Annotated in this window: 18 protein-coding genes and 1 tRNA gene; 10 read left to right on the top strand and 9 right to left on the bottom strand. The window is 66.1% G+C overall.

The annotated features are described in order from the left end of the window. Positions 1-11: 11 nt before the first annotated feature. The 7 genes from ACK6C6_RS18420 to ACK6C6_RS18390 all read right to left on the bottom strand — a co-directional run bounded on the left by ACK6C6_RS18420 (position 12) and on the right by ACK6C6_RS18390 (position 6,820). Positions 12-1,268, bottom strand: a complete 1,257-nt coding sequence (locus ACK6C6_RS18420; RefSeq protein ID WP_409268638.1) for a TerD family protein — start codon at positions 1,266-1,268, stop codon at positions 12-14. After that, on the bottom strand, positions 1,265-2,158 hold the full coding sequence (locus ACK6C6_RS18415; RefSeq protein WP_209589093.1) for an HpcH/HpaI aldolase/citrate lyase family protein: 894 nt from the start codon (positions 2,156-2,158) through the stop codon (positions 1,265-1,267). Before ACK6C6_RS18415 ends, ACK6C6_RS18420 begins: the two co-directional genes overlap by 4 nt. Continuing rightward, positions 2,151-3,233, bottom strand: coding sequence for a cysteine protease StiP family protein (locus ACK6C6_RS18410; protein ID WP_409268635.1), 1,083 nt, complete (start codon positions 3,231-3,233; stop codon positions 2,151-2,153). The genes ACK6C6_RS18415 and ACK6C6_RS18410 overlap by 8 nt, the downstream gene beginning before the upstream one ends. Beyond that, a complete protein-coding gene (locus ACK6C6_RS18405) occupies positions 3,230-3,982 on the bottom strand; it encodes a hypothetical protein (RefSeq protein ID WP_409268633.1) in 753 nt (250 codons plus the stop codon). The genes ACK6C6_RS18410 and ACK6C6_RS18405 overlap by 4 nt, the downstream gene beginning before the upstream one ends. Then, the gene (locus ACK6C6_RS18400; RefSeq protein WP_409268632.1) at positions 3,960-5,144 is read right to left on the bottom strand and encodes a phosphoribosyltransferase domain-containing protein; all 1,185 of its coding nucleotides are present in this window, start codon (positions 5,142-5,144) and stop codon (positions 3,960-3,962) included. The genes ACK6C6_RS18405 and ACK6C6_RS18400 overlap by 23 nt, the downstream gene beginning before the upstream one ends. After that, positions 5,141-6,160, bottom strand: coding sequence for an ATP-grasp domain-containing protein (locus ACK6C6_RS18395; RefSeq protein ID WP_409268631.1), 1,020 nt, complete (start codon positions 6,158-6,160; stop codon positions 5,141-5,143). The genes ACK6C6_RS18400 and ACK6C6_RS18395 overlap by 4 nt, the downstream gene beginning before the upstream one ends. Positions 6,161-6,244: 84 nt before the next feature. Beyond that, positions 6,245-6,820 (bottom strand): TerD family protein, encoded by a 576-nt coding sequence (locus tag ACK6C6_RS18390; protein WP_036208976.1) that lies wholly within the window; start codon positions 6,818-6,820, stop codon positions 6,245-6,247. Positions 6,821-6,979: 159 nt separating this feature from the next. Between ACK6C6_RS18390 and ACK6C6_RS18385 the strand changes: the two genes are divergently transcribed. Further along, entirely contained in the window at positions 6,980-7,978 is a 999-nt protein-coding gene (locus ACK6C6_RS18385; protein WP_409268630.1) for a LacI family DNA-binding transcriptional regulator, read from the top strand. On the opposite strand, the gene ACK6C6_RS18380 is transcribed toward ACK6C6_RS18385, so the two are convergent. Together ACK6C6_RS18380 and ggpS are read right to left on the bottom strand one after the other, a co-directional pair. Then, complete coding sequence (locus tag ACK6C6_RS18380; RefSeq protein WP_409268628.1) at positions 7,975-9,066, bottom strand: mechanosensitive ion channel family protein; 1,092 nt, start codon at positions 9,064-9,066, stop codon at positions 7,975-7,977. The two genes, ACK6C6_RS18385 and ACK6C6_RS18380, sit on opposite strands and share 4 nt — an antisense overlap. A gap of 11 nt (positions 9,067-9,077) precedes the next feature. Then, positions 9,078-11,399: a glucosylglycerol-phosphate synthase gene (ggpS, locus tag ACK6C6_RS18375; RefSeq protein ID WP_409268626.1), complete on the bottom strand. Its 2,322-nt coding sequence runs from the start codon at positions 11,397-11,399 to the stop codon at positions 9,078-9,080. Positions 11,400-11,716: 317 nt separating this feature from the next. On the opposite strand from ggpS, the gene ACK6C6_RS18370 reads away from it, so the two are divergent. The 9 genes from ACK6C6_RS18370 (at position 11,717) to rplP (ending at position 16,338) form a co-directional block, all read left to right on the top strand. Next, positions 11,717-11,793: transfer RNA gene (locus ACK6C6_RS18370), tRNA-Val, on the top strand. Between the two features lie 277 nt (positions 11,794-12,070). Continuing rightward, positions 12,071-12,727, top strand: coding sequence for a 50S ribosomal protein L3 (rplC, locus tag ACK6C6_RS18365; RefSeq protein ID WP_036246294.1), 657 nt, complete (start codon positions 12,071-12,073; stop codon positions 12,725-12,727). 3 nt (positions 12,728-12,730) lie between these two features. Continuing rightward, a complete protein-coding gene (gene rplD / locus ACK6C6_RS18360; protein ID WP_036208965.1) occupies positions 12,731-13,351 on the top strand; it encodes a 50S ribosomal protein L4 in 621 nt (206 codons plus the stop codon). Further along, entirely contained in the window at positions 13,348-13,665 is a 318-nt protein-coding gene (gene rplW, locus ACK6C6_RS18355; RefSeq protein ID WP_027867259.1) for a 50S ribosomal protein L23, read from the top strand. Before rplD ends, rplW begins: the two co-directional genes overlap by 4 nt. Beyond that, a complete protein-coding gene (gene rplB, locus ACK6C6_RS18350) occupies positions 13,665-14,495 on the top strand; it encodes a 50S ribosomal protein L2 (RefSeq protein WP_036208962.1) in 831 nt (276 codons plus the stop codon). Before rplW ends, rplB begins: the two co-directional genes overlap by 1 nt. Before the next feature lie 10 nt (positions 14,496-14,505). Next, positions 14,506-14,781, top strand: coding sequence for a 30S ribosomal protein S19 (gene rpsS / locus ACK6C6_RS18345; protein WP_005663463.1), 276 nt, complete (start codon positions 14,506-14,508; stop codon positions 14,779-14,781). Further along, positions 14,778-15,110, top strand: coding sequence for a 50S ribosomal protein L22 (rplV, locus tag ACK6C6_RS18340; RefSeq protein WP_171085678.1), 333 nt, complete (start codon positions 14,778-14,780; stop codon positions 15,108-15,110). The genes rpsS and rplV overlap by 4 nt, the downstream gene beginning before the upstream one ends. Before the next feature lie 11 nt (positions 15,111-15,121). Beyond that, a complete protein-coding gene (gene rpsC / locus ACK6C6_RS18335; RefSeq protein WP_036208959.1) occupies positions 15,122-15,916 on the top strand; it encodes a 30S ribosomal protein S3 in 795 nt (264 codons plus the stop codon). Positions 15,917-15,918: 2 nt separating this feature from the next. Continuing rightward, positions 15,919-16,338: a 50S ribosomal protein L16 gene (rplP, locus tag ACK6C6_RS18330; protein WP_027867255.1), complete on the top strand. Its 420-nt coding sequence runs from the start codon at positions 15,919-15,921 to the stop codon at positions 16,336-16,338. The last annotated feature ends 3 nt before the right edge of the window (positions 16,339-16,341 follow it).

Below are 16,341 nucleotides of genomic sequence, written 5' to 3'. Positions count from 1 at the left end.
CCGGCAGGCGGCTAGCCCTTCGAGCCGGTCTTCCAGCGCAGCCCGAAGCCGAAATGGCGGTCCATCAGCTCGTGCGCGCTGGTCCCGCCGCTCTGCTGGAAATACTCGGCCAGCTTGGTGACCTGCAAGCTGCCGCCCCGGTTCTCGATCAGCGCGATCGCACACATCATCTGGTTGCCGCCGCCATCCAGGCGCACCTCGATCGGCGCCTGCTCGGGCGCGGTGATGGTCACCACGCCGTCGGTCGCCGCCCAGTTGGGCACGCCCTCGTAGATGAAGGAGAAGATCAGCGCACGGCGGATCTGGTCGAAGCGCTCGCCGTTGATGGTCAGGTTCTCGCCGCCGGCCACCGCGCCGGTGCGGTCGTCGGCATCCAGGCGGATGTAGGGCTCGCGTTCGAAGTCGCCCCAGGCATTGCCGAGCGCCTGCACCAGCCCGCGCCGGCCATCGGCCAGCTCGTACATGCAGCCGAGGTCGAGGTCGATGCCGCCGCGGCCCTTGCGGCCGGCGCCGCCTCCGCCGATCGCGCCGCCGATTAGCTTGTCGAAGAAGCCTGTTTTCGCAGGCTGCTGCGGCGGCGCTGCCGTCGCCGACTGGTTCCAGTTCAGGTTTACGTGGATGCGGCCGAAGCCGCGACCGGGGCGCTTGTCGAGCGAGACCTTGTCGCCGCGCTTTTCCAGCGTGACCTTCGACAGCGAGACCCTGGGCTGCGCCGGCGCAGGCGGGGGCGCCGAGGTGGGAGCAGAAGCGGCGGCAGGCTTGGCCTCGGTGCCGCCGAAATGCGCCAGCAGCGCCGACAGCCCGCCATTGAAGCCCTGGCCGACCGCGCCGAAACGCCACATGCCGTCGCGCCGGTACAGCTCCGCCACGATGACCGCCTTTTCGTCGCCGAAGTCCGCCCCTGACCACGGGAAGCGCACTGCGCTGCCGAGATTCAGGGCGCAGGCGCCGAGCGAGCGCATGGTCTGGACGCCGTCGATGGCGGCGACGAACACCAGCTTCGCGATCGTCGCCGGCAGGGCATCGAGATTCACGGCGAAGCGCGCCAGCGACCCGTTCGACTCCAGCCGTACCGCACCCTCGGGGCTGGCCAGCTGGTTGTAGAACACCATGTAGCGCTCATCCGACAGGCGCTCGGCCGCATCCAGGCCGAAACAGGACACGTCGACCGAGAGGCCGGGCGCCCCGATATCCACCTCGACGGTAAAACTATGACCGATGCCGAGGTCTGCCAGCTTGCCTTTCTGGCCACGCGAGAACACATTCATGAGGTTTCTCCTTCCATCGAACGGGAACCGAAGCGGTGCGACTGTTCCACCAGGCGCTCGGCCCAGGCGCGGTGGGTGGCGACTTCGCACATCGCGTCGTTCATGCGGAACACGGCGGGGCTGGCCTCGTCGAGGATGGCGCGCGCCACCGCCAGGTCTTGCGGGCGCACCTGGTAGTGCTGCTCGATCGGGGCGATCTGGGTCGGGTGGATCGCGGTCTTGCCGACCATGCCGTGGGCCAGGTCTTCTAGCACTTCCTGGTCGAGCAGCTCGGGCAGGTCGAGGTATTCGAACACCGGCGCCGTCAAGGCGAAGCCCCAAGGCCGGAAGGTGGTCACCAGGCGCGCGATCACCGGCCCCAGGGGCGTGCGGTAGATCGTCATGCCGCGCGGCCGGCGCAGGCCCAGCAGGGCGAGCAGGTCGTTGCCCCCGATGCGCAATGCCAGGATGCGGTGGCGCACGCCCGGGCCTTCGAACACGGCGCGCAGCTGCTGCATTTCGCTGTCGCTGAACACTTCCGCCGTCTCCAGCGTCGGCATCAGGACGTGATTGGTATCGCGCACGAGGCGGAAATAGCTGTCGAAGTTGTGGCGCGTGATCTTCGGCAGCACGAAGCCGCTCAGCTTCTCGGCACCCGGCATGGCCAGCACGCGCGCCATCACTTCCGGGTTGCGCACCCGGACGAAACGCTCGGCCGTGACCTCGCTGCGCATGTTCGCCAGCACCACCGAGAGGTTGAACAGCGACCAGCTCAGTTCGCGGTCGGCGATGGCGTCTTCCAGACAGAAGATGAGCGAGCGCGCGTCCGGCAGCTTCTCGCCATTGGCGATTCTGGCCAGGTCCTTGTGATTGGCCGGCACGTACAGTGACGCGCCTAAAGACTTAAGCATCCGATGCACTCCTGATCAGGGAAACTGCGTGATAGGGCAGAAGCGGGTCGACCGCGACCGGCACCTGTTTTTCTTCGGCCAGCACTTTTAGGTGCCGCACGTCCGCGGCGCCCGGCTGGCGCAGCACCAGCAGGCGCGGCACGCGGCGCAGCAGCACGCGGGTGGCCTCGCCGATGCCGGGCTTGATGAGATTGACGTCAGTGATGCCGTAGCGCGCCATGGCGCCCTCGAGGTAGGCGCGCGAGCGTTCGGCAGCCGCTTTTGCGTCCAGCGGCGCGGCGTGCGACACCTCGCCGCCAGCCTGCGCCAGCGCCACCAGCGCATCGGCAAAGCGCTGCGACTGGTCATGGGGGGCAAACTCGCCGTAGTAGACGCAGCCGTGGAAGTCGTCCGGACCGATCCGTTCGTCCAGTACCGTGCGGCTCACCAGCCCCGACACCGTGGCATTCAGGATGCTCGACGGGATCAGGTAGTCGTCGCCGGAGGCCGCGACGGCAGCGGCGCCGGCCAGGTCCGACAGCACGTACAGGCCATTGTCGATGCCGGTCCCCTGCGCCGCATTGAAGGCGGACACGGACAGCGCCAGCTCGCGCGCGATCACGCCCTTGCCGGTCCAGCCGTCCACGAACACGGCCGATTCCGGCGCGTGGCCCCGGGCCAGGATGTGGCGCAGGGCGGCCTGGTCGATGCCGCGGTCGCGCACGATCGACACCGAATAGTGGACCGCCTCGCGCTTGAACACCTCGCGCAGCAGCCGCGCCACCACCACGCCCACCGGCGTGCCGGCGCGCGCCAGCGAGACCACAACGATGGCGCCGCTGCGCCGTGCGGCGATGAGGCCGGCCAGGCGCAGGCAGTCCGCCGCCATGCGCGCATTGTTGGCGCGGCAGGCATCCTCGAACACGGCCATGTAGCGCGGCGAGGGCAGCGATTCGGGAGACAGCATCTGGCTGTAGTGGCGCTGGCCGGACTGGATCAGGCGCTCCTTGTCATGCACGCTGGTGAACTCCTGCGCCTGCAAGCGCGTGAGCAGGAAGTCCACCTCGCCGGCGCGGTAGCTGCCCGGGAAGCTCACAGGGCCTCCACGGTCAGGCGCGCGAGCTGGGTGGCGCGCGGCACGATGGCATAGTCGCAGGCGGCCATGAAGCGCGCGTCGGAACGGCTGTCGCCCATGCCGAAGGTGACGATGTCGCCGTACTCGGCGCGCAACTTGCCGGTGATGTGGGCCACCGCGTTGGCCTTGTCCAGCGCCTTCGGCAGGATCGCCAGGTTGTTGCCGTTGCGGTGCACGACGTAGTCCGGGCGGCCATCGGCAATCCAGGGGCGCACCACCTCTTCCTCGATCGGCGCCAGGCGCTCGTGGCGCTTGTCCGGGTCTTTCACGACCAGGAAGAAGGGCGTGGCGAAATCCTCGATCATGCGCGCCCGCCCGCCGAAGCCAGTGCGCGCCGCGTAGTCGTCGATGTGCCGCGCGAGCTCCTGCAGGCCGGGCAGGGCGGCATGCATCGCGCTGCGCATTCCTTCCAGCCAGGGCATGTCGGCGCCGCCGCCGGGGGCAAGCACCACGCCGCCATAGTTGATGACGGCGTAGCTGTCGAAGGGCAGGTGCACGCGGCGCAGGCCGTCGTGGTCGCGCGCCGTGGTCGGGATCACGGTCATGCCGTCCTGCACGAAGCTCAGGAAGGCGCGCTGGGCGCGCGTGGTGTACGAGCAGATGCTGCCGTCCTTGTAATAGGCGGCCGGCTCGAGCGCCTCGCTTGCTGCGCACTTCTCGAAGGTCTGGAACAGCGTGTCGTCCAGGTCAGCGAACAGGAACTTCTTCAACGTCAGCCTCGGACAGGAAGTGGAACAGGCGCGCGTCCAGCAGAGCGGCGAGCTCGCGCAAGGGGGCGTTGGGCGCGGTCTCGTGGCAGACCAGCACGTGCTCGTACTGGCCAGGCGCGATGTTGTAGATGAAATTGGCGATGCCCTCGCCGTAGTTGTCGGGGAAGCTCAATGCGTGGCTGACCGCACCCCAGGTCAGGATCGGCGAGCGCGTGGTCGACTGCACCCGGACGTCGACGCCGCGCCGTTCCAGCGCCGCGCCCAGCAGCATGGCGGCATGCATGAATTCACCGGTGCCCAGTACGGCGACCCTGGCGCCAGGCGCGAATTCGCCTGCCAGGCGCTCTGCCAGCGCCTCGGGGGCGCGCAAGGCGGCGCGCAGGCCCAGGCGGCCGAAACCGGTGCTGGCGCCGCGGTCCGCATCCGGATCGAAACGCTGGGCAGGGGTGGCCGGGGCCACATAGTCGCCCGGCGTGAAACGGTACTCGCCGCTGAGCAGCGCGCCCATCGTCACCGGCAGGCCGAAGCGCCCGGACAAGGCGGCAGTGGCCTCTCCACCCATGAAATTGGTGATCGTCGCCAGGTGCACCCGCGCGATGCCCGGATTAAGGCGGCGGCAGGCCGCGGTCAGGTTCAGGAAGGTGTTGCCGGTGCTGGCTTCGTCGTCCACCAGCACCAGGGTGGAGGCCGCCAGCAGCAGCGCGCGCAGGGCGGGATCTTCCGGCATGTGCAGGAACTGGCGCGGCGCATGGCTGTGCGCTTCCTCGAATTCGATCAGCTCACCGGTACCTGCGCGGTAGCGCGTGGTGTGGATGAACAGGGCTTCACGTCCGGGATTGGCGCGCAGCCAGGCTTCGAACACGCCCTGGCCCAGGCCGATCGCGGTTTCCGCCATGGCGATGAACACCACCGGCCCATCGCTGGCCGGCACGGTGGCGGCGAGGCGTTCGTGGATCGCGAGCATGCTCGACGGTGTCACCGGCCAGTGCTTGCCCAGCACCTTGCTCAGGAACAGGAAGCCGCGCTTGGCATTGGCGCGCGCCGCGAAGCCGAGCAGCTCTTCAAACTCGTCAGCGCCCTCTGCAAGCGCGACGTCGAGCGTCCCGGTGGGCAGGGCCACGCTGCGCCGTGACAGGGCGTCCAGGTCGGACTTCGCGTTCATGCCAGCTCCAGCGCTTCCGGGACTTCAATGACGCGCGTGCCGTTGCGTACCGGCGCCACCTCGACCGTGTCGAAACCGTCGGCAAAGCCCTTCAGTGCGATCCAGGGCAGGTTCGGCCCGGCCGCACAGGCCATGCCGATGCCGCCCGACATGCGCGGGTTGATCTCGAGCAGCCGCGGCTTGCCGCCGGCTTCGCGGAACTGCACGTTGAAGATGCCGTTCAGGCCATAGTCGGCGGCGAGTTTCGTGGTCGCCTCGATGATCTCGGGACGCATGTCGATCAGCTGGCCGCTGCCTGCCTGCGCCGGCTTGCGGCGCGCCACCGCCGCCACCAGGCGGCCGTTGTCGCCCACGCAGTCGACGCTGTACTCGGCGCCCTCGAGGAATTCCATCAGCAGCATGGTGCGGAATTCCTTCAGCTCCGTCAGGCCGCGGCGCAGGTCCTGGTAGCCGATGTGGTACTCGACGCCCGCCAGGAGCAGGGCGGCGCTGCTGCGCTCTTCGTCGACGATGGCGAAGCCGATGCCGTAGATGCCGCGCGCGGGCTTGATGCACAGCTTCGTATGGCGCGGGCGCAGCTCGGCCCAGGCGGCATCGAACTGGTCGACGTTGTCGAAGCGGCGGAATTCGGCCACCGGCGCCTGCGGCAGATCGGTCTCCGCGTAGAAGCCGGCCTTGTCGTGCATGAGCTGGAGCTTCTGCGGCGTGGCCGCGCTCAGCACGCGCGTGCCGATTTCCAGGAAGCGCGCGTGCTGCGCGGCCAGGGTGGTGGCTTCGCGGCCCGGCACGAAGATGTCGATGCGCTGCTTGCGGCAGAATTCCAGGCACCACTCGACGTAGGCAGCCGGCTCCAGGCCGACGGGCTCGCCGTGGAACTCATGGGCCAGGCGCGCCGCCGGGGTATGGCGGTTGGCATTGCTGTGGATGATGGTGAAACGCTGGGCGGTATCGGCCTCGCGGATCAGCCGGATCGCGGCGTAGATGGACGAAAACGTCCTGTTGTACCAGACGCGCATGAAGTCTTTCAAGACAGGTGGACGTACGCGCCCGCGGGCAGCGGGCGCGTAACAACAGGCGGCTCGGGCCGCGCTCTTGTAGGTTTAGACGTTGACGCCGAACGAGCGCGCGAGCGGACCCAGGCCGCCCTTGAAGCCCTGGCCGACGGCGCGGAACTTCCATTCGCCGCCGTGGCGGTACAGTTCGCCGAAGATCATTGCGGTTTCGGTCGAGCTGTCCTCGGACAGGTCGTAGCGTGCGATCTCCGCTTCGCCGTTGGCGTTCAGGCAGCGGATATACGCCTTGGCGACCATGCCGAAGTTCTGGCGGCGCGCGTCGGCGTCGTGGATGGTGACGCAGAACGAGACCTTCTCGACCTCGGCCGGGACGCGCGACAGGTCGACCGCGATCTTCTCGTCGTCGCCCTCGCCCTGACCGGTGGTGTTGTCGCCGGCGTGGACCACCGAGCCGTCGCTCGATTTCAGGTTGTTGTAGAAAATGAAGTCGGCGTCGCCGCGCACCTTGGCGTCGGCTTTTAGCATGAATGCGCTGCCGTCCAGGTCGAAGGCGGCGCCGTCGGTGGAACGCGGGTCCCAGCCCAGGCCAATGATCACCTTGGTGAGGCCAGGTGCCTCCTTGCTCAGGTTGACGTTGCCGCCTTTCTGCAGACTGATTGCCATACGAACTCCTTACGTGGTGGGGTTGATCGGCCGCCGATGACGGCGTTAATTATTCGATTGTACACGCTCCGAATTTCACATTACTCACTCTCGTGATGTCCATACGCCAGTGGCCGCTTCGTAACATTCCGGTCATAATTGCCGCCCGAAGGAGGCAGAATGGCAACAATGAAGCAGGTGGCGGAGCGGGTCGGCGTATCGACCTCGACCGTCTCGCACGTGATCAACGGGACCCGGGCGGTGAGCGAAGCCGTGCGCAGGCAGGTGCTGGCCACCATCGAGGAGATGGGCTATATCCCGAACGCGATGGCGCGCAGCCTCAAGAACGACAAGAGCCATACCATCGGCGTCTCCATTCCCGACAATACCCATCCCTGCTTCGCCGAGCTGCTGCGCGGCATCGAGGACGCGGCCTTCGAGGTCGGTTACAACATCATGCTGTGCAACGGCTACGGGGATGTGCAGCGTCAGGCCACCCACCTGCGCAGCCTGACCGAGAAACGCATCGATGGCCTGATCCTGGTGGCCGGCAGCGCCCGCGACGAACTGGCTCCGCTGCTGGCCAGCCAGCGCGTGCCGATCGTGCTGGCCGACCACGAGGTGCCGGCCGTGGACACCGATTTCATCGGCCTCGACCACGAAGCGACGGGCCATGCCGCCACCCGCCACCTGATCGAGCTGGGCCACCGCCGCATCGCCTGCGTGGCCGGGCCCCGGGCCGAACCGCACAGCCTGGAGCGCATCGCCGGCCTGCGCCGTGCCCTGCTGGATGCGGGCCTGTCGCTGCCCGCCGCCTACCTGGTGCATGCGACTCCCGATTGCGCCGGCGGCCACGATGCGATGCAGGGCCTGCTGGCGCTGGACACGCCGCCGACGGCGGTGTTTGCCTGCAACGACCTGATGGCGCTGGGCGGCCTGTGCGCGGCGCAGGAAGCCGGCGTGGCGGTGCCCGGCCAGCTGTCGGTGGTCGGCGGCGACGACCTCGGCATGGCCGCGTTCGCGACGCCACGCCTGAGTTCCGTCACCCAGCCGACCCATGCGCTGGGCCGGCAGCTGACCGAGCTGCTGGTCGGGCGCATCCGCGGCGATACCCGGCCGCGCATGCGCCGCCGGCTGCAGGGCAGCCTGGTGGTGCGGCAGTCGACCGCGCCGGTCTAGGCCGCGGCCCGGGTCTCGACCGGAACCTGGTCGACGACCGGCTCGCCGGCCGCTCCCCAATGCACGGTCTGTGCCGGCAGCGCCAGGCGGACACCCTGCTCGCCGAGCATCGCCACGATGCGCAGGTAGATTTCCTGCTGCACGTCCATGAACACGCGGTAGTCCGGGCTGGCCACGTAGTACACGATCTCGAAAGTGTAGGCGGGCGCCGCCAGCGAAGCCAGGTGGGCGCGGTCGAAGCGCACTTGCGCCTGGGCCGCGACGATGTCTTCGAGCAGGCGGGGCAGGGCGCGCAGGGAGGGTTCCGGCGTGTCGTAGGTCACCGCCACCTGGAACACCACGCGGCGCTCCTCCATGCGGCGCAGGTTGTGGATGCGGCTCTTGAGCAGGTCGGCGTTCGAGAACACGATCTGTTCGCCGCCCAGGCTGCGCACCCGGGTGGTCTTCAGACCGACGCTCTCCACCGTGCCCAGCATCTTGTCGACGATGATGAAGTCGCCCACCACGAAGGGCTTGTCGAGCACGATGGACAGCTTGGCGAACAGGTCGCCCAGGATGCTCTGCACCGCCAGCGCCACGGCGATACCGCCGACCCCCAGGCTGGCCACCAGGGCGGTGATGTTGACGCCCAGGTTATCGAGGGTCATCAGGCCCACCACCGCCCACAGGACCACGCGCAGGAGGAAGGCGATCGCGGTCGACGAGGTGACGCGGTCGGGATCGGCGGCCTGCTGGGCGCGGGTGCCGGCCAGCCAGGCGCGCAGCGCATGGTCGCCCCAGATCGCGCACTGGATCAGCACCGCGGCGATCGCGGCGCGGCTGATGAAGAGGTGGGTACGCTCGGGCAGGGCCAGCAGGCTGGCGCCGGCATACAGTCCGACGATGATCAAGACCACCAGGCGGGTCTTGGACAGCGCGGCCACGGCGGCGCCGAGCGCGCGCGAGCCGCCCGGATTGGCCGCCACGAAGGAGCGCAGGCGCCGCAGCAGGATCGACTTGACGGCGTCGAGGCCGGCCACCACCACGGCGGCGGCGGCCAGCGCCATCAGCCAGTCGGCCACCGGGTTACCCAGGAAAACGGTATCCATGTGTACTCCTTTCATGCGGCCGGACGTTCGTCGACGGCCGGCGCTTCATTGCGCGCCAGCGCAGTCAGGAAGCCTTCGCCCCAGCGCGTGACGTCGTGCTCCTCCACGATCATGGCCAGCCGCGCGGCGCGGTAGGCGACTTCGTCGGCGCCCATGCTGAGCGCCTGGTACAGGGTCTCGCTCATGGCATTGGCGTCGTAGGGATTGACCAGCAGGGCGCCGTGCAGCTCGACCGCGGCACCGGCAAACTCGGACAGGATCAGCACCCCGGGCCGTCCCACCGCATGGCGGGTGGCGACATACTCCTTGGCCACCAGGTTGAGGCCGTCGCGCAGCGGCGTGATCCAGGCGATGCCGCAGGCGGCGTAGTGGGCCACCACGTCCTCGAAGGGCAGCGAGCGGTAGAAATAGCGCACCGGGACCCAGTCGAGGGTCGAGAAGCGGCCGTTGATGCGGCCCACGGTGCGGTCGAGCTCTTCGCGCAGGCTGTCGTAGATCTCCATGCCGCTGGCGGCCGGGGTGACGATGTTCAGCAGGGTCACCTTGCCCAGCAGTTCGGGATGGCGCTCCAGCATGCGCTCGAAGGCCTGCAGCTTTTCCAGCGAACCCTTGACGTAGTCGAGGCGCTCGATCGAGACGATCCCGGTGCGGCCTTCCAGCAGGCCGTCGAGTTCGGCCAGCTGGCGCTGCACTTCGCTGCTGTCCGCCAGGCGCCGGATCAGCTTGACGTCGGTGCCGACCGGATGGGCGCCCAGCGCCACGCGCCGTCCGCCGACCTCGATCGCGGTCATCATGCGGTCGACCCCGAGTGCGCAGCCATAGGTGAGGAAGCGCGGCGCGCACGGGACGCTGCCGGCCACTTCCACGGGGGCGAACGAACGCACCGCGTCGACGAAGTTCTCGACGTAGCGCGGGATGTGAAAGCCCACGTAGTCGCACTGCAGCAGGCTGCCGATGATGTCGCGCCGCCACGGCAGGATGTTGAACACGTCGCTCGAGGGGAAGGCGGTGTGGTGGAAGAAGGCGATCGTCAGGTCCGGGCGCAGCGGACGCAGGAAGGCCGGCACCATCCACAGGTTGTAGTCGTGGATCCAGGCGGTGGCGCCATGGGCGGCCTCGCGCGCGGTCTGCTCGGCGAACAGGCGGTTCACTTCCAGGAAGCGCTCCCAGTGCGCCTGGTGGAATTCGGCCTTGTCCGGGAAGGAGAAGATGATCGGCCAGAAGGCCTCTTTCGAGAACTTCTTGTAGAACAGCTCGATGTCCTCGCCGGTGAGGGCGATGCGCGCCGCCTTGAGCTGCGGATAGCGCTGCGGGTCGACCGCCACGTGGGTGTCGAAGCCTTCCGGCGTGCGCGATTCCTGCTGCGACCAGGCCACCCAGGAGCCCTTGCGCCCGCCGGCGAAGAAGTTCAGCAGGGTCGGCATGATGCCGTTCGGGCTCTTCGGGCGGCGCTGCAGCGTGACGCCGTCCACCACCAGTTCGTCGTAGGGCAGGCGGTGGTAGACCATCACCAGTTCGGCCTCGCCAAATACCGGCTCGGCGCTCGGTGCGGCGGTGGCGCCGAGCGGCATGCCGTGGCGCGCCAGGCCTTCCAGGATGCCGCCGCAGCCTTCGAGGGACGCCACGTGCACGCGCGCGTTCCTGCGCACGCGCTCCACCAGCGCCGGCTCGGCGCCGCCCACCACCACGCCGCGGAAACCCGCTTCGAACATCGACAGGTCGTTCAGGGTGTCGCCCGCCACCACCACGCTGGCCGGGTCGAAGCCGGCCACGGCGGCCAGGCGGCGCAGCGCCGCGCCCTTGCCGACGCCGCGCGGCAGCACGTCGAGGTAGCGCCCGGCCGAGAACAGCAGCTCGCAGCCGAGCGCTTCCACCGCCGCCTGCAGCGCCGGCGTGACGGCGTCTTCGGAGGCCAGGAAGGAACAGCGCCGTTCCTGCGGCACGCTCTGGCGTACCAGCTGCGGGAAGCCGGACAGGGCGCGCAGCACCGCCTGGCTGCCCGGCCAGTGCGAGGTCAGCTCGTGCTGGATCGGCTCCACCGGCCGCAGCTCGCGGTCGACCACGGTGGCGCCGACGTCGGCGATGATGTAGTCGGGGCTCGGGATGGTGGGATCGCTCAGCAGGGGCATGACGGTTTCCAGGCCGCGTCCGGTCACGAAGACCAGGGTGGGGCGGGCGTCCGCAGGGGCCTCGGCGGCCGCGGCGAACAGGTCGCGCACGCGGCGCCGCGCCTCATGGGTGCCCGCGAGCAGGGTGCCGTCGAGGTCGGTGGCGAGCACGAGGCGGGCGGGATCGAGGGGGCGGGACCAACGTTGCGAGTCAATGACAGTCATGAATCATCCTTATCTGCGATGCGTCCGCGCACCTGGGGCGGCGGACCGGGTCGGGGCGCGCTGGATCCGCCGGGAGGCGGGCGCGCCAGGAAAAAAGGGCAGGCATGGTGCGCTGGACGCACCGTCATCTGCCGGCGAAGGGAACGTGAAAAGCGGGAGGGGCGGGAAGGTCGCCCGCAAAATGCATTTGTACAATAGCATTTCACGGCGGCATCGACAACCGGCGATCCGGGAGGACATGTTGGAGAGCATGCAAAACAGGTCCGAAAAAAAGCTATTGCAAAACTGTCGGGCTGCTACGTATAATGCGGCTCCCCGGGCGGTTAGTTCAGCTGGTTAGAATACTTGGTCGACATCCAAGGGGTCGCAGGTTCGAATCCTGCACCGCCCACCAGACTTCCAGATCGCAGGCTCCCAGCAATGGTCGTAGCCTGCAGAGAAAAGGCGCAGCGGTGTGCCTTTTCTGTGCTGACCAGCCAGGTCAGATTCCTTGCTCTCTCCAGCTACTGCGGAAAACGCAACAGGCCGAGGTCACCTCGATTTATCCTGTTGCGCCGTTGCCGTTTGCGCGCTATACTAGCCGGCTTCGGTATGGGCACGTCTTTTTCAGCCCATGCTTTTTTAGTAGTACTAATTAGCCCCGCCCAATCGTAGGTGGGAATGGAGAAAAAATGAGCCTGGGCCTCCTCGGTCGCAAGGTTGGCATGATGCGTATCTTCACGGATGACGGCGATTCGATCCCTGTCACCGTGCTGGACGTGTCCAACAACCGTGTTGCGCAAGTCAAAACCCCTGAAACTGACGGCTACACTGCTGTGCAAGTCGTCTTCGGCCAGCGTCGCGCTTCCCGCGTGAACAAGGCTGCTGCTGGTCACTACGCCAAAGCTGGCGTCGAAGCCGGCACGATGCTGCGTGAATTCCGCATCGATTCCACCAAAGCCGCTGAACTCAAAGCCGGCGACACCATCAATGCTTCGATGTTCGAAGTGGGCCAGAAAATCGACGTGCAGGGCACCTCGATCGGTAAGGGCTACGCCGGTACCATCAAGCGTTACAACTTTGCCTCGGGTCGTCAGACCCACGGTAACTCGCGTTCGCACAACGTTCCTGGCTCCATCGGTATGGCGCAGGATCCGGGCCGCGTGTTCCCGGGCAAGCGCATGACCGGTCACATGGGCGACGTTACCGTCACCACCCAGAACCTGGAAATCGCCCGCATCGACGCTGACCGTCAGCTGCTGCTCGTGAAAGGTGCCGTTCCTGGCGCCAAGAACGGCCAGGTGATCGTCAAGCCGGCTGTCAAAACCAAAGCCAAGAAAGGAGCCTAAAGTATGGAACTCCAGCTCCTGAATGAGCAAGGTCAAGCTGGCGCCGGCGTTGCAGCTGCCGACACCGTGTTCGGCCGCGAATACAACGAAGCCCTGATCCACCAGATCGTGGTCGCCTACGCCGCCAACGCGCGCAGCGGCAACCGCAAGCAGAAAGACCGTGAAGAAGTCAGCCACACCACGAAGAAGCCATGGCGCCAGAAGGGCACCGGCCGCGCTCGTGCTGGTATGTCGTCGTCGCCTCTGTGGCGCGGCGGTGGTCGCATCTTCCCGAACACCCCGGACGAGAACTTCTCGCACAAGGTCAACAAGAAGATGTTCCGCGCAGGTATCTGCTCGATCTTCTCGCAGCTGGCCCGCGAAGGCCGTCTGAACGTTGTCGAAAACCTGTCGATCGAAGCTCCGAAGACCAAGCTGCTGTCGCAAAAGCTGCAGGGCATGGGTCTGGAATCGGTCCTGGTGATCACCGACACCATCGATGAAAACCTGGAACTGGCATCGCGCAACCTGCCGAACGTGCTCGTCGTCGAGCCGAAGTCGGCCGATCCGATGTCGCTGGTGTTCTACAAGAAAGTCCTGGTCACCAAAGCTGCTCTGGCCAAGATCGAGGAGATGTACGCATGAGCACCGCTATCAAATTCAGCGAAGAGCGCCTGATGAAGGTGCTGCTGGCTCCGGTTATTTCCGAAAAGGCGACCTTCGTCGCTGAAAAGAACGAACAGATCGTGTTCAAGGTTCTGCCGGATGCAACCAAGCCGGAAATCAAGGCTGCCGTCGAACTGCTGTTCAAAGTCGAAGTGGAATCGGTGCAAACCGTCAACCGCGAAGGCAAGGTCAAGCGTTCGGGCCGTTTCACCGGTCGCCGCAACCACACCAAGCGCGCTTTCGTGGCCCTCAAGCCGGGCCAGGAAATCAATTTTGTCGAGGAGGCTAAATAATGGCACTCGTTAAGATGAAGCCAACCTCCCCAGGCCGCCGCGGCATGGTGAAGGTTGTGAACAGCGACCTGTACAAAGGCCGTCCGTTCGCAGCCCTGGTTGAGAAGAAATCGAAGACTGCTGGCCGTAACAACAACGGTCACATCACCACCCGCCACATCGGCGGTGGCCACAAGCAGCACTACCGTGTCGTGGACTTCAAGCGTAACAGCAAGGACGGTATCCCTGCCAAGGTCGAGCGTATCGAATACGACCCGAACCGTACCGCGCACATCGCTCTGCTGTGCTACGCGGACGGCGCCCGTGCGTACATCATCGCTCCGAAGGGCGTCGCTGTCGGCGATACCCTGATGAACGGTTCGGAAGCACCGATCAAGGCCGGTAACTGCCTGCCGATCCGCAACATCCCGGTTGGTACCGTGATGCACTGCGTCGAAATGCTGCCGGGCAAAGGCGCACAGATGGCCCGCACCGCCGGCGCCGCTGTCGTCCTGATGGCCCGCGAAGGCACCTACGCCCAGGTTCGCCTGCGCTCGGGTGAAGTCCGTCGCGTGCACATCGAGTGCCGTGCAACCGTGGGTGAAGTCGGCAACGCCGAGCACAGCCTGCGCAAGATCGGTAAAGCCGGTGCGATGCGTTGGCGCGGTGTCCGCCCGACCGTCCGCGGTGTCGTCATGAACCCGATCGACCACCCGCACGGTGGTGGTGAAGGCCGTACGGCAGCAGGTCGCCATCCGGTGTCGCCATGGGGCCAGCAGACCAAGGGCAAGAAGACGCGTTCGAACAAGCGCACTTCGTCGATGATCGTCTCGCGCCGCGGCAAGAAATAAGGGATAAAACATGACTCGTTCATTGAAAAAAGGGCCGTTCATTGACGCCCACCTGGTGAAGAAAGTCGAAGCCGCGCAAGCGACCAAAGACAAGAAGCCAGTCAAAACCTGGTCGCGCCGCTCGACGATCACTCCGGACTTCATCGGTCTGACCATCGCTGTGCACAACGGCAAGGTCCACGTGCCGGTGTACGTGTCGGAGAATATGGTCGGCCACAAGCTCGGCGAATTCGCGCTGACCCGTACGTTCAAGGGCCACGCTGCTGACAAGAAGGCGAAACGATAATGGAAACTAAAGCAATCCTCAAAGGCGTTCGCCTGTCGGAACAAAAGGGCCGCCTGGTTGCGGACCTGATCCGCGGCAAGAAAGTTGACGCAGCACTCAACATTCTGCAGTTCAGCCCGAAGAAGGGCGCGACCATCATCAAGAAGGTTCTCGAGTCGGCAATCGCCAACGCGGAACACAACGATGGCGCCGACATCGACGAACTGAAGGTCGTGCAGATCTACGTTGAAAAGGGCCCGATCCTGAAGCGCTTCACCGCACGTGCGAAGGGCCGCGGCGATCGCATTTCGAAACAATCCTGTCACATCTACGTGACTGTCGGTAACTAAGGGGTCACACGATGGGTCAGAAAATCCACCCAACCGGCTTCCGCCTGGCGGTCACCCGTAACTGGGCGTCGCGCTGGTATGCTGGCAACGGCAACTTCGCCGAAATGCTGAAGGAAGACCTGGAAGCTCGCGCTTTCCTGAAGAAGAAGCTGAAGAACGCTTCGGTCGGCCGTATCGTCATCGAGCGTCCTGCCAAGAACGCACGCTTCACGATCTACTCGTCGCGTCCTGGCGTCGTGATCGGCAAGAAGGGCGAAGACATCGAAGTGCTGAAGTCGTCGCTGACGAAGATCATGGGCGTGCCCGTGCACGTCAACATCGAAGAGATCCGCAAGCCTGAGATCGATTCGCAGCTGATCGCCGACTCGATCGCCCAGCAGCTCGAAAAGCGCATCATGTTCCGTCGCGCCATGAAGCGCGCGATGCAGAACGCCATGCGTCTGGGCGCCGTCGGCATCAAGATCATGTCGTCGGGCCGTCTGAACGGCATCGAAATCGCACGTACCGAATGGTACCGCGAAGGCCGTGTGCCTCTGCACACCCTGCGCGCCGATATCGACTACGGCACCAGCGAAGCATCGACCACCTACGGCATCATCGGCGTCAAGGTGTGGGTCTACAAGGGCGATCGTTCGGCAACGGGCGAAGCACCTGTGATCGACGTCCCGGCCGACGAGAAGAAGCCACGCGGCCCGCGCCGCGATGATGGCAAGCCTGCCGGCCGTGGCCGTCCGGGCGCCAAGCCAGGTACCGCACCAGCAGGCCGCCGCGCTGCCAAGCCGGCTGCTGAGAAAGCAGGAGAATAAGCATGCTGCAGCCAAACCGCAGAAAGTATCGTAAAGAGCAGAAGGGCCGTAACACCGGCATTTCGCACACCCGCGGCACCTCGGTGTCGTTCGGTGAGTTCGGCCTGAAGGCAGTTGCCCGCGGCCGTATCACCGCACGCCAGATCGAAGCTGCACGTCGTGCGATGACCCGTCACATCAAGCGTGGCGGCCGTATCTGGATCCGTATCTTCCCGGACAAGCCGATCTCGAACAAGCCGGCCGAAGTCCGTATGGGTAACGGTAAGGGTAACCCGGAGTACTACGTCGCTGAAATCCAGCCAGGCAAAGTCCTGTACGAGATGGACGGCGTCGCTGAAGAACTGGCGCGCGAAGCGTTCCGCCTGGCCGCTGCCAAACTGCCGCTGGCGACCACTTTCGTGGTCCGTCAAGTCGGCCAATAACAG

This window comes from Massilia sp. BHUDP2 (assembly GCF_046236355.1).
Classification (GTDB): Bacteria; Pseudomonadota; Gammaproteobacteria; order Burkholderiales; family Burkholderiaceae_D; genus Telluria; species Telluria varians.
This window is presented reverse-complemented; position numbering and strand designations above follow the sequence as displayed.

What these genes read in the sequence shown, in the direction of transcription:
- ACK6C6_RS18380 (WP_409268628.1), bottom strand. Translation starts at nt 9,066, where the DNA reads ATGGATACCGTTTTCCTGGGTAACCCGGTGGCCGACTGGCTGATGGCG.
- ACK6C6_RS18400 (WP_409268632.1), bottom strand. Translation starts at nt 5,144, where the DNA reads ATGAACGCGAAGTCCGACCTGGACGCCCTGTCACGGCGCAGCGTGGCC.
- ACK6C6_RS18395 (WP_409268631.1), bottom strand. Translation starts at nt 6,160, where the DNA reads ATGCGCGTCTGGTACAACAGGACGTTTTCGTCCATCTACGCCGCGATC.
- rplP (WP_027867255.1), top strand. Translation starts at nt 15,919, where the DNA reads ATGCTGCAGCCAAACCGCAGAAAGTATCGTAAAGAGCAGAAGGGCCGT.
- rplW (WP_027867259.1), top strand. Translation starts at nt 13,348, where the DNA reads ATGAGCACCGCTATCAAATTCAGCGAAGAGCGCCTGATGAAGGTGCTG.
- ggpS (WP_409268626.1), bottom strand. Translation starts at nt 11,399, where the DNA reads ATGACTGTCATTGACTCGCAACGTTGGTCCCGCCCCCTCGATCCCGCC.
- ACK6C6_RS18390 (WP_036208976.1), bottom strand. Translation starts at nt 6,820, where the DNA reads ATGGCAATCAGTCTGCAGAAAGGCGGCAACGTCAACCTGAGCAAGGAG.
- ACK6C6_RS18385 (WP_409268630.1), top strand. Translation starts at nt 6,980, where the DNA reads ATGGCAACAATGAAGCAGGTGGCGGAGCGGGTCGGCGTATCGACCTCG.
- rpsC (WP_036208959.1), top strand. Translation starts at nt 15,122, where the DNA reads ATGGGTCAGAAAATCCACCCAACCGGCTTCCGCCTGGCGGTCACCCGT.
- rplC (WP_036246294.1), top strand. Translation starts at nt 12,071, where the DNA reads ATGAGCCTGGGCCTCCTCGGTCGCAAGGTTGGCATGATGCGTATCTTC.
- ACK6C6_RS18415 (WP_209589093.1), bottom strand. Translation starts at nt 2,158, where the DNA reads ATGCTTAAGTCTTTAGGCGCGTCACTGTACGTGCCGGCCAATCACAAG.
- rplB (WP_036208962.1), top strand. Translation starts at nt 13,665, where the DNA reads ATGGCACTCGTTAAGATGAAGCCAACCTCCCCAGGCCGCCGCGGCATG.
- rpsS (WP_005663463.1), top strand. Translation starts at nt 14,506, where the DNA reads ATGACTCGTTCATTGAAAAAAGGGCCGTTCATTGACGCCCACCTGGTG.
- ACK6C6_RS18420 (WP_409268638.1), bottom strand. Translation starts at nt 1,268, where the DNA reads ATGAATGTGTTCTCGCGTGGCCAGAAAGGCAAGCTGGCAGACCTCGGC.
- rplD (WP_036208965.1), top strand. Translation starts at nt 12,731, where the DNA reads ATGGAACTCCAGCTCCTGAATGAGCAAGGTCAAGCTGGCGCCGGCGTT.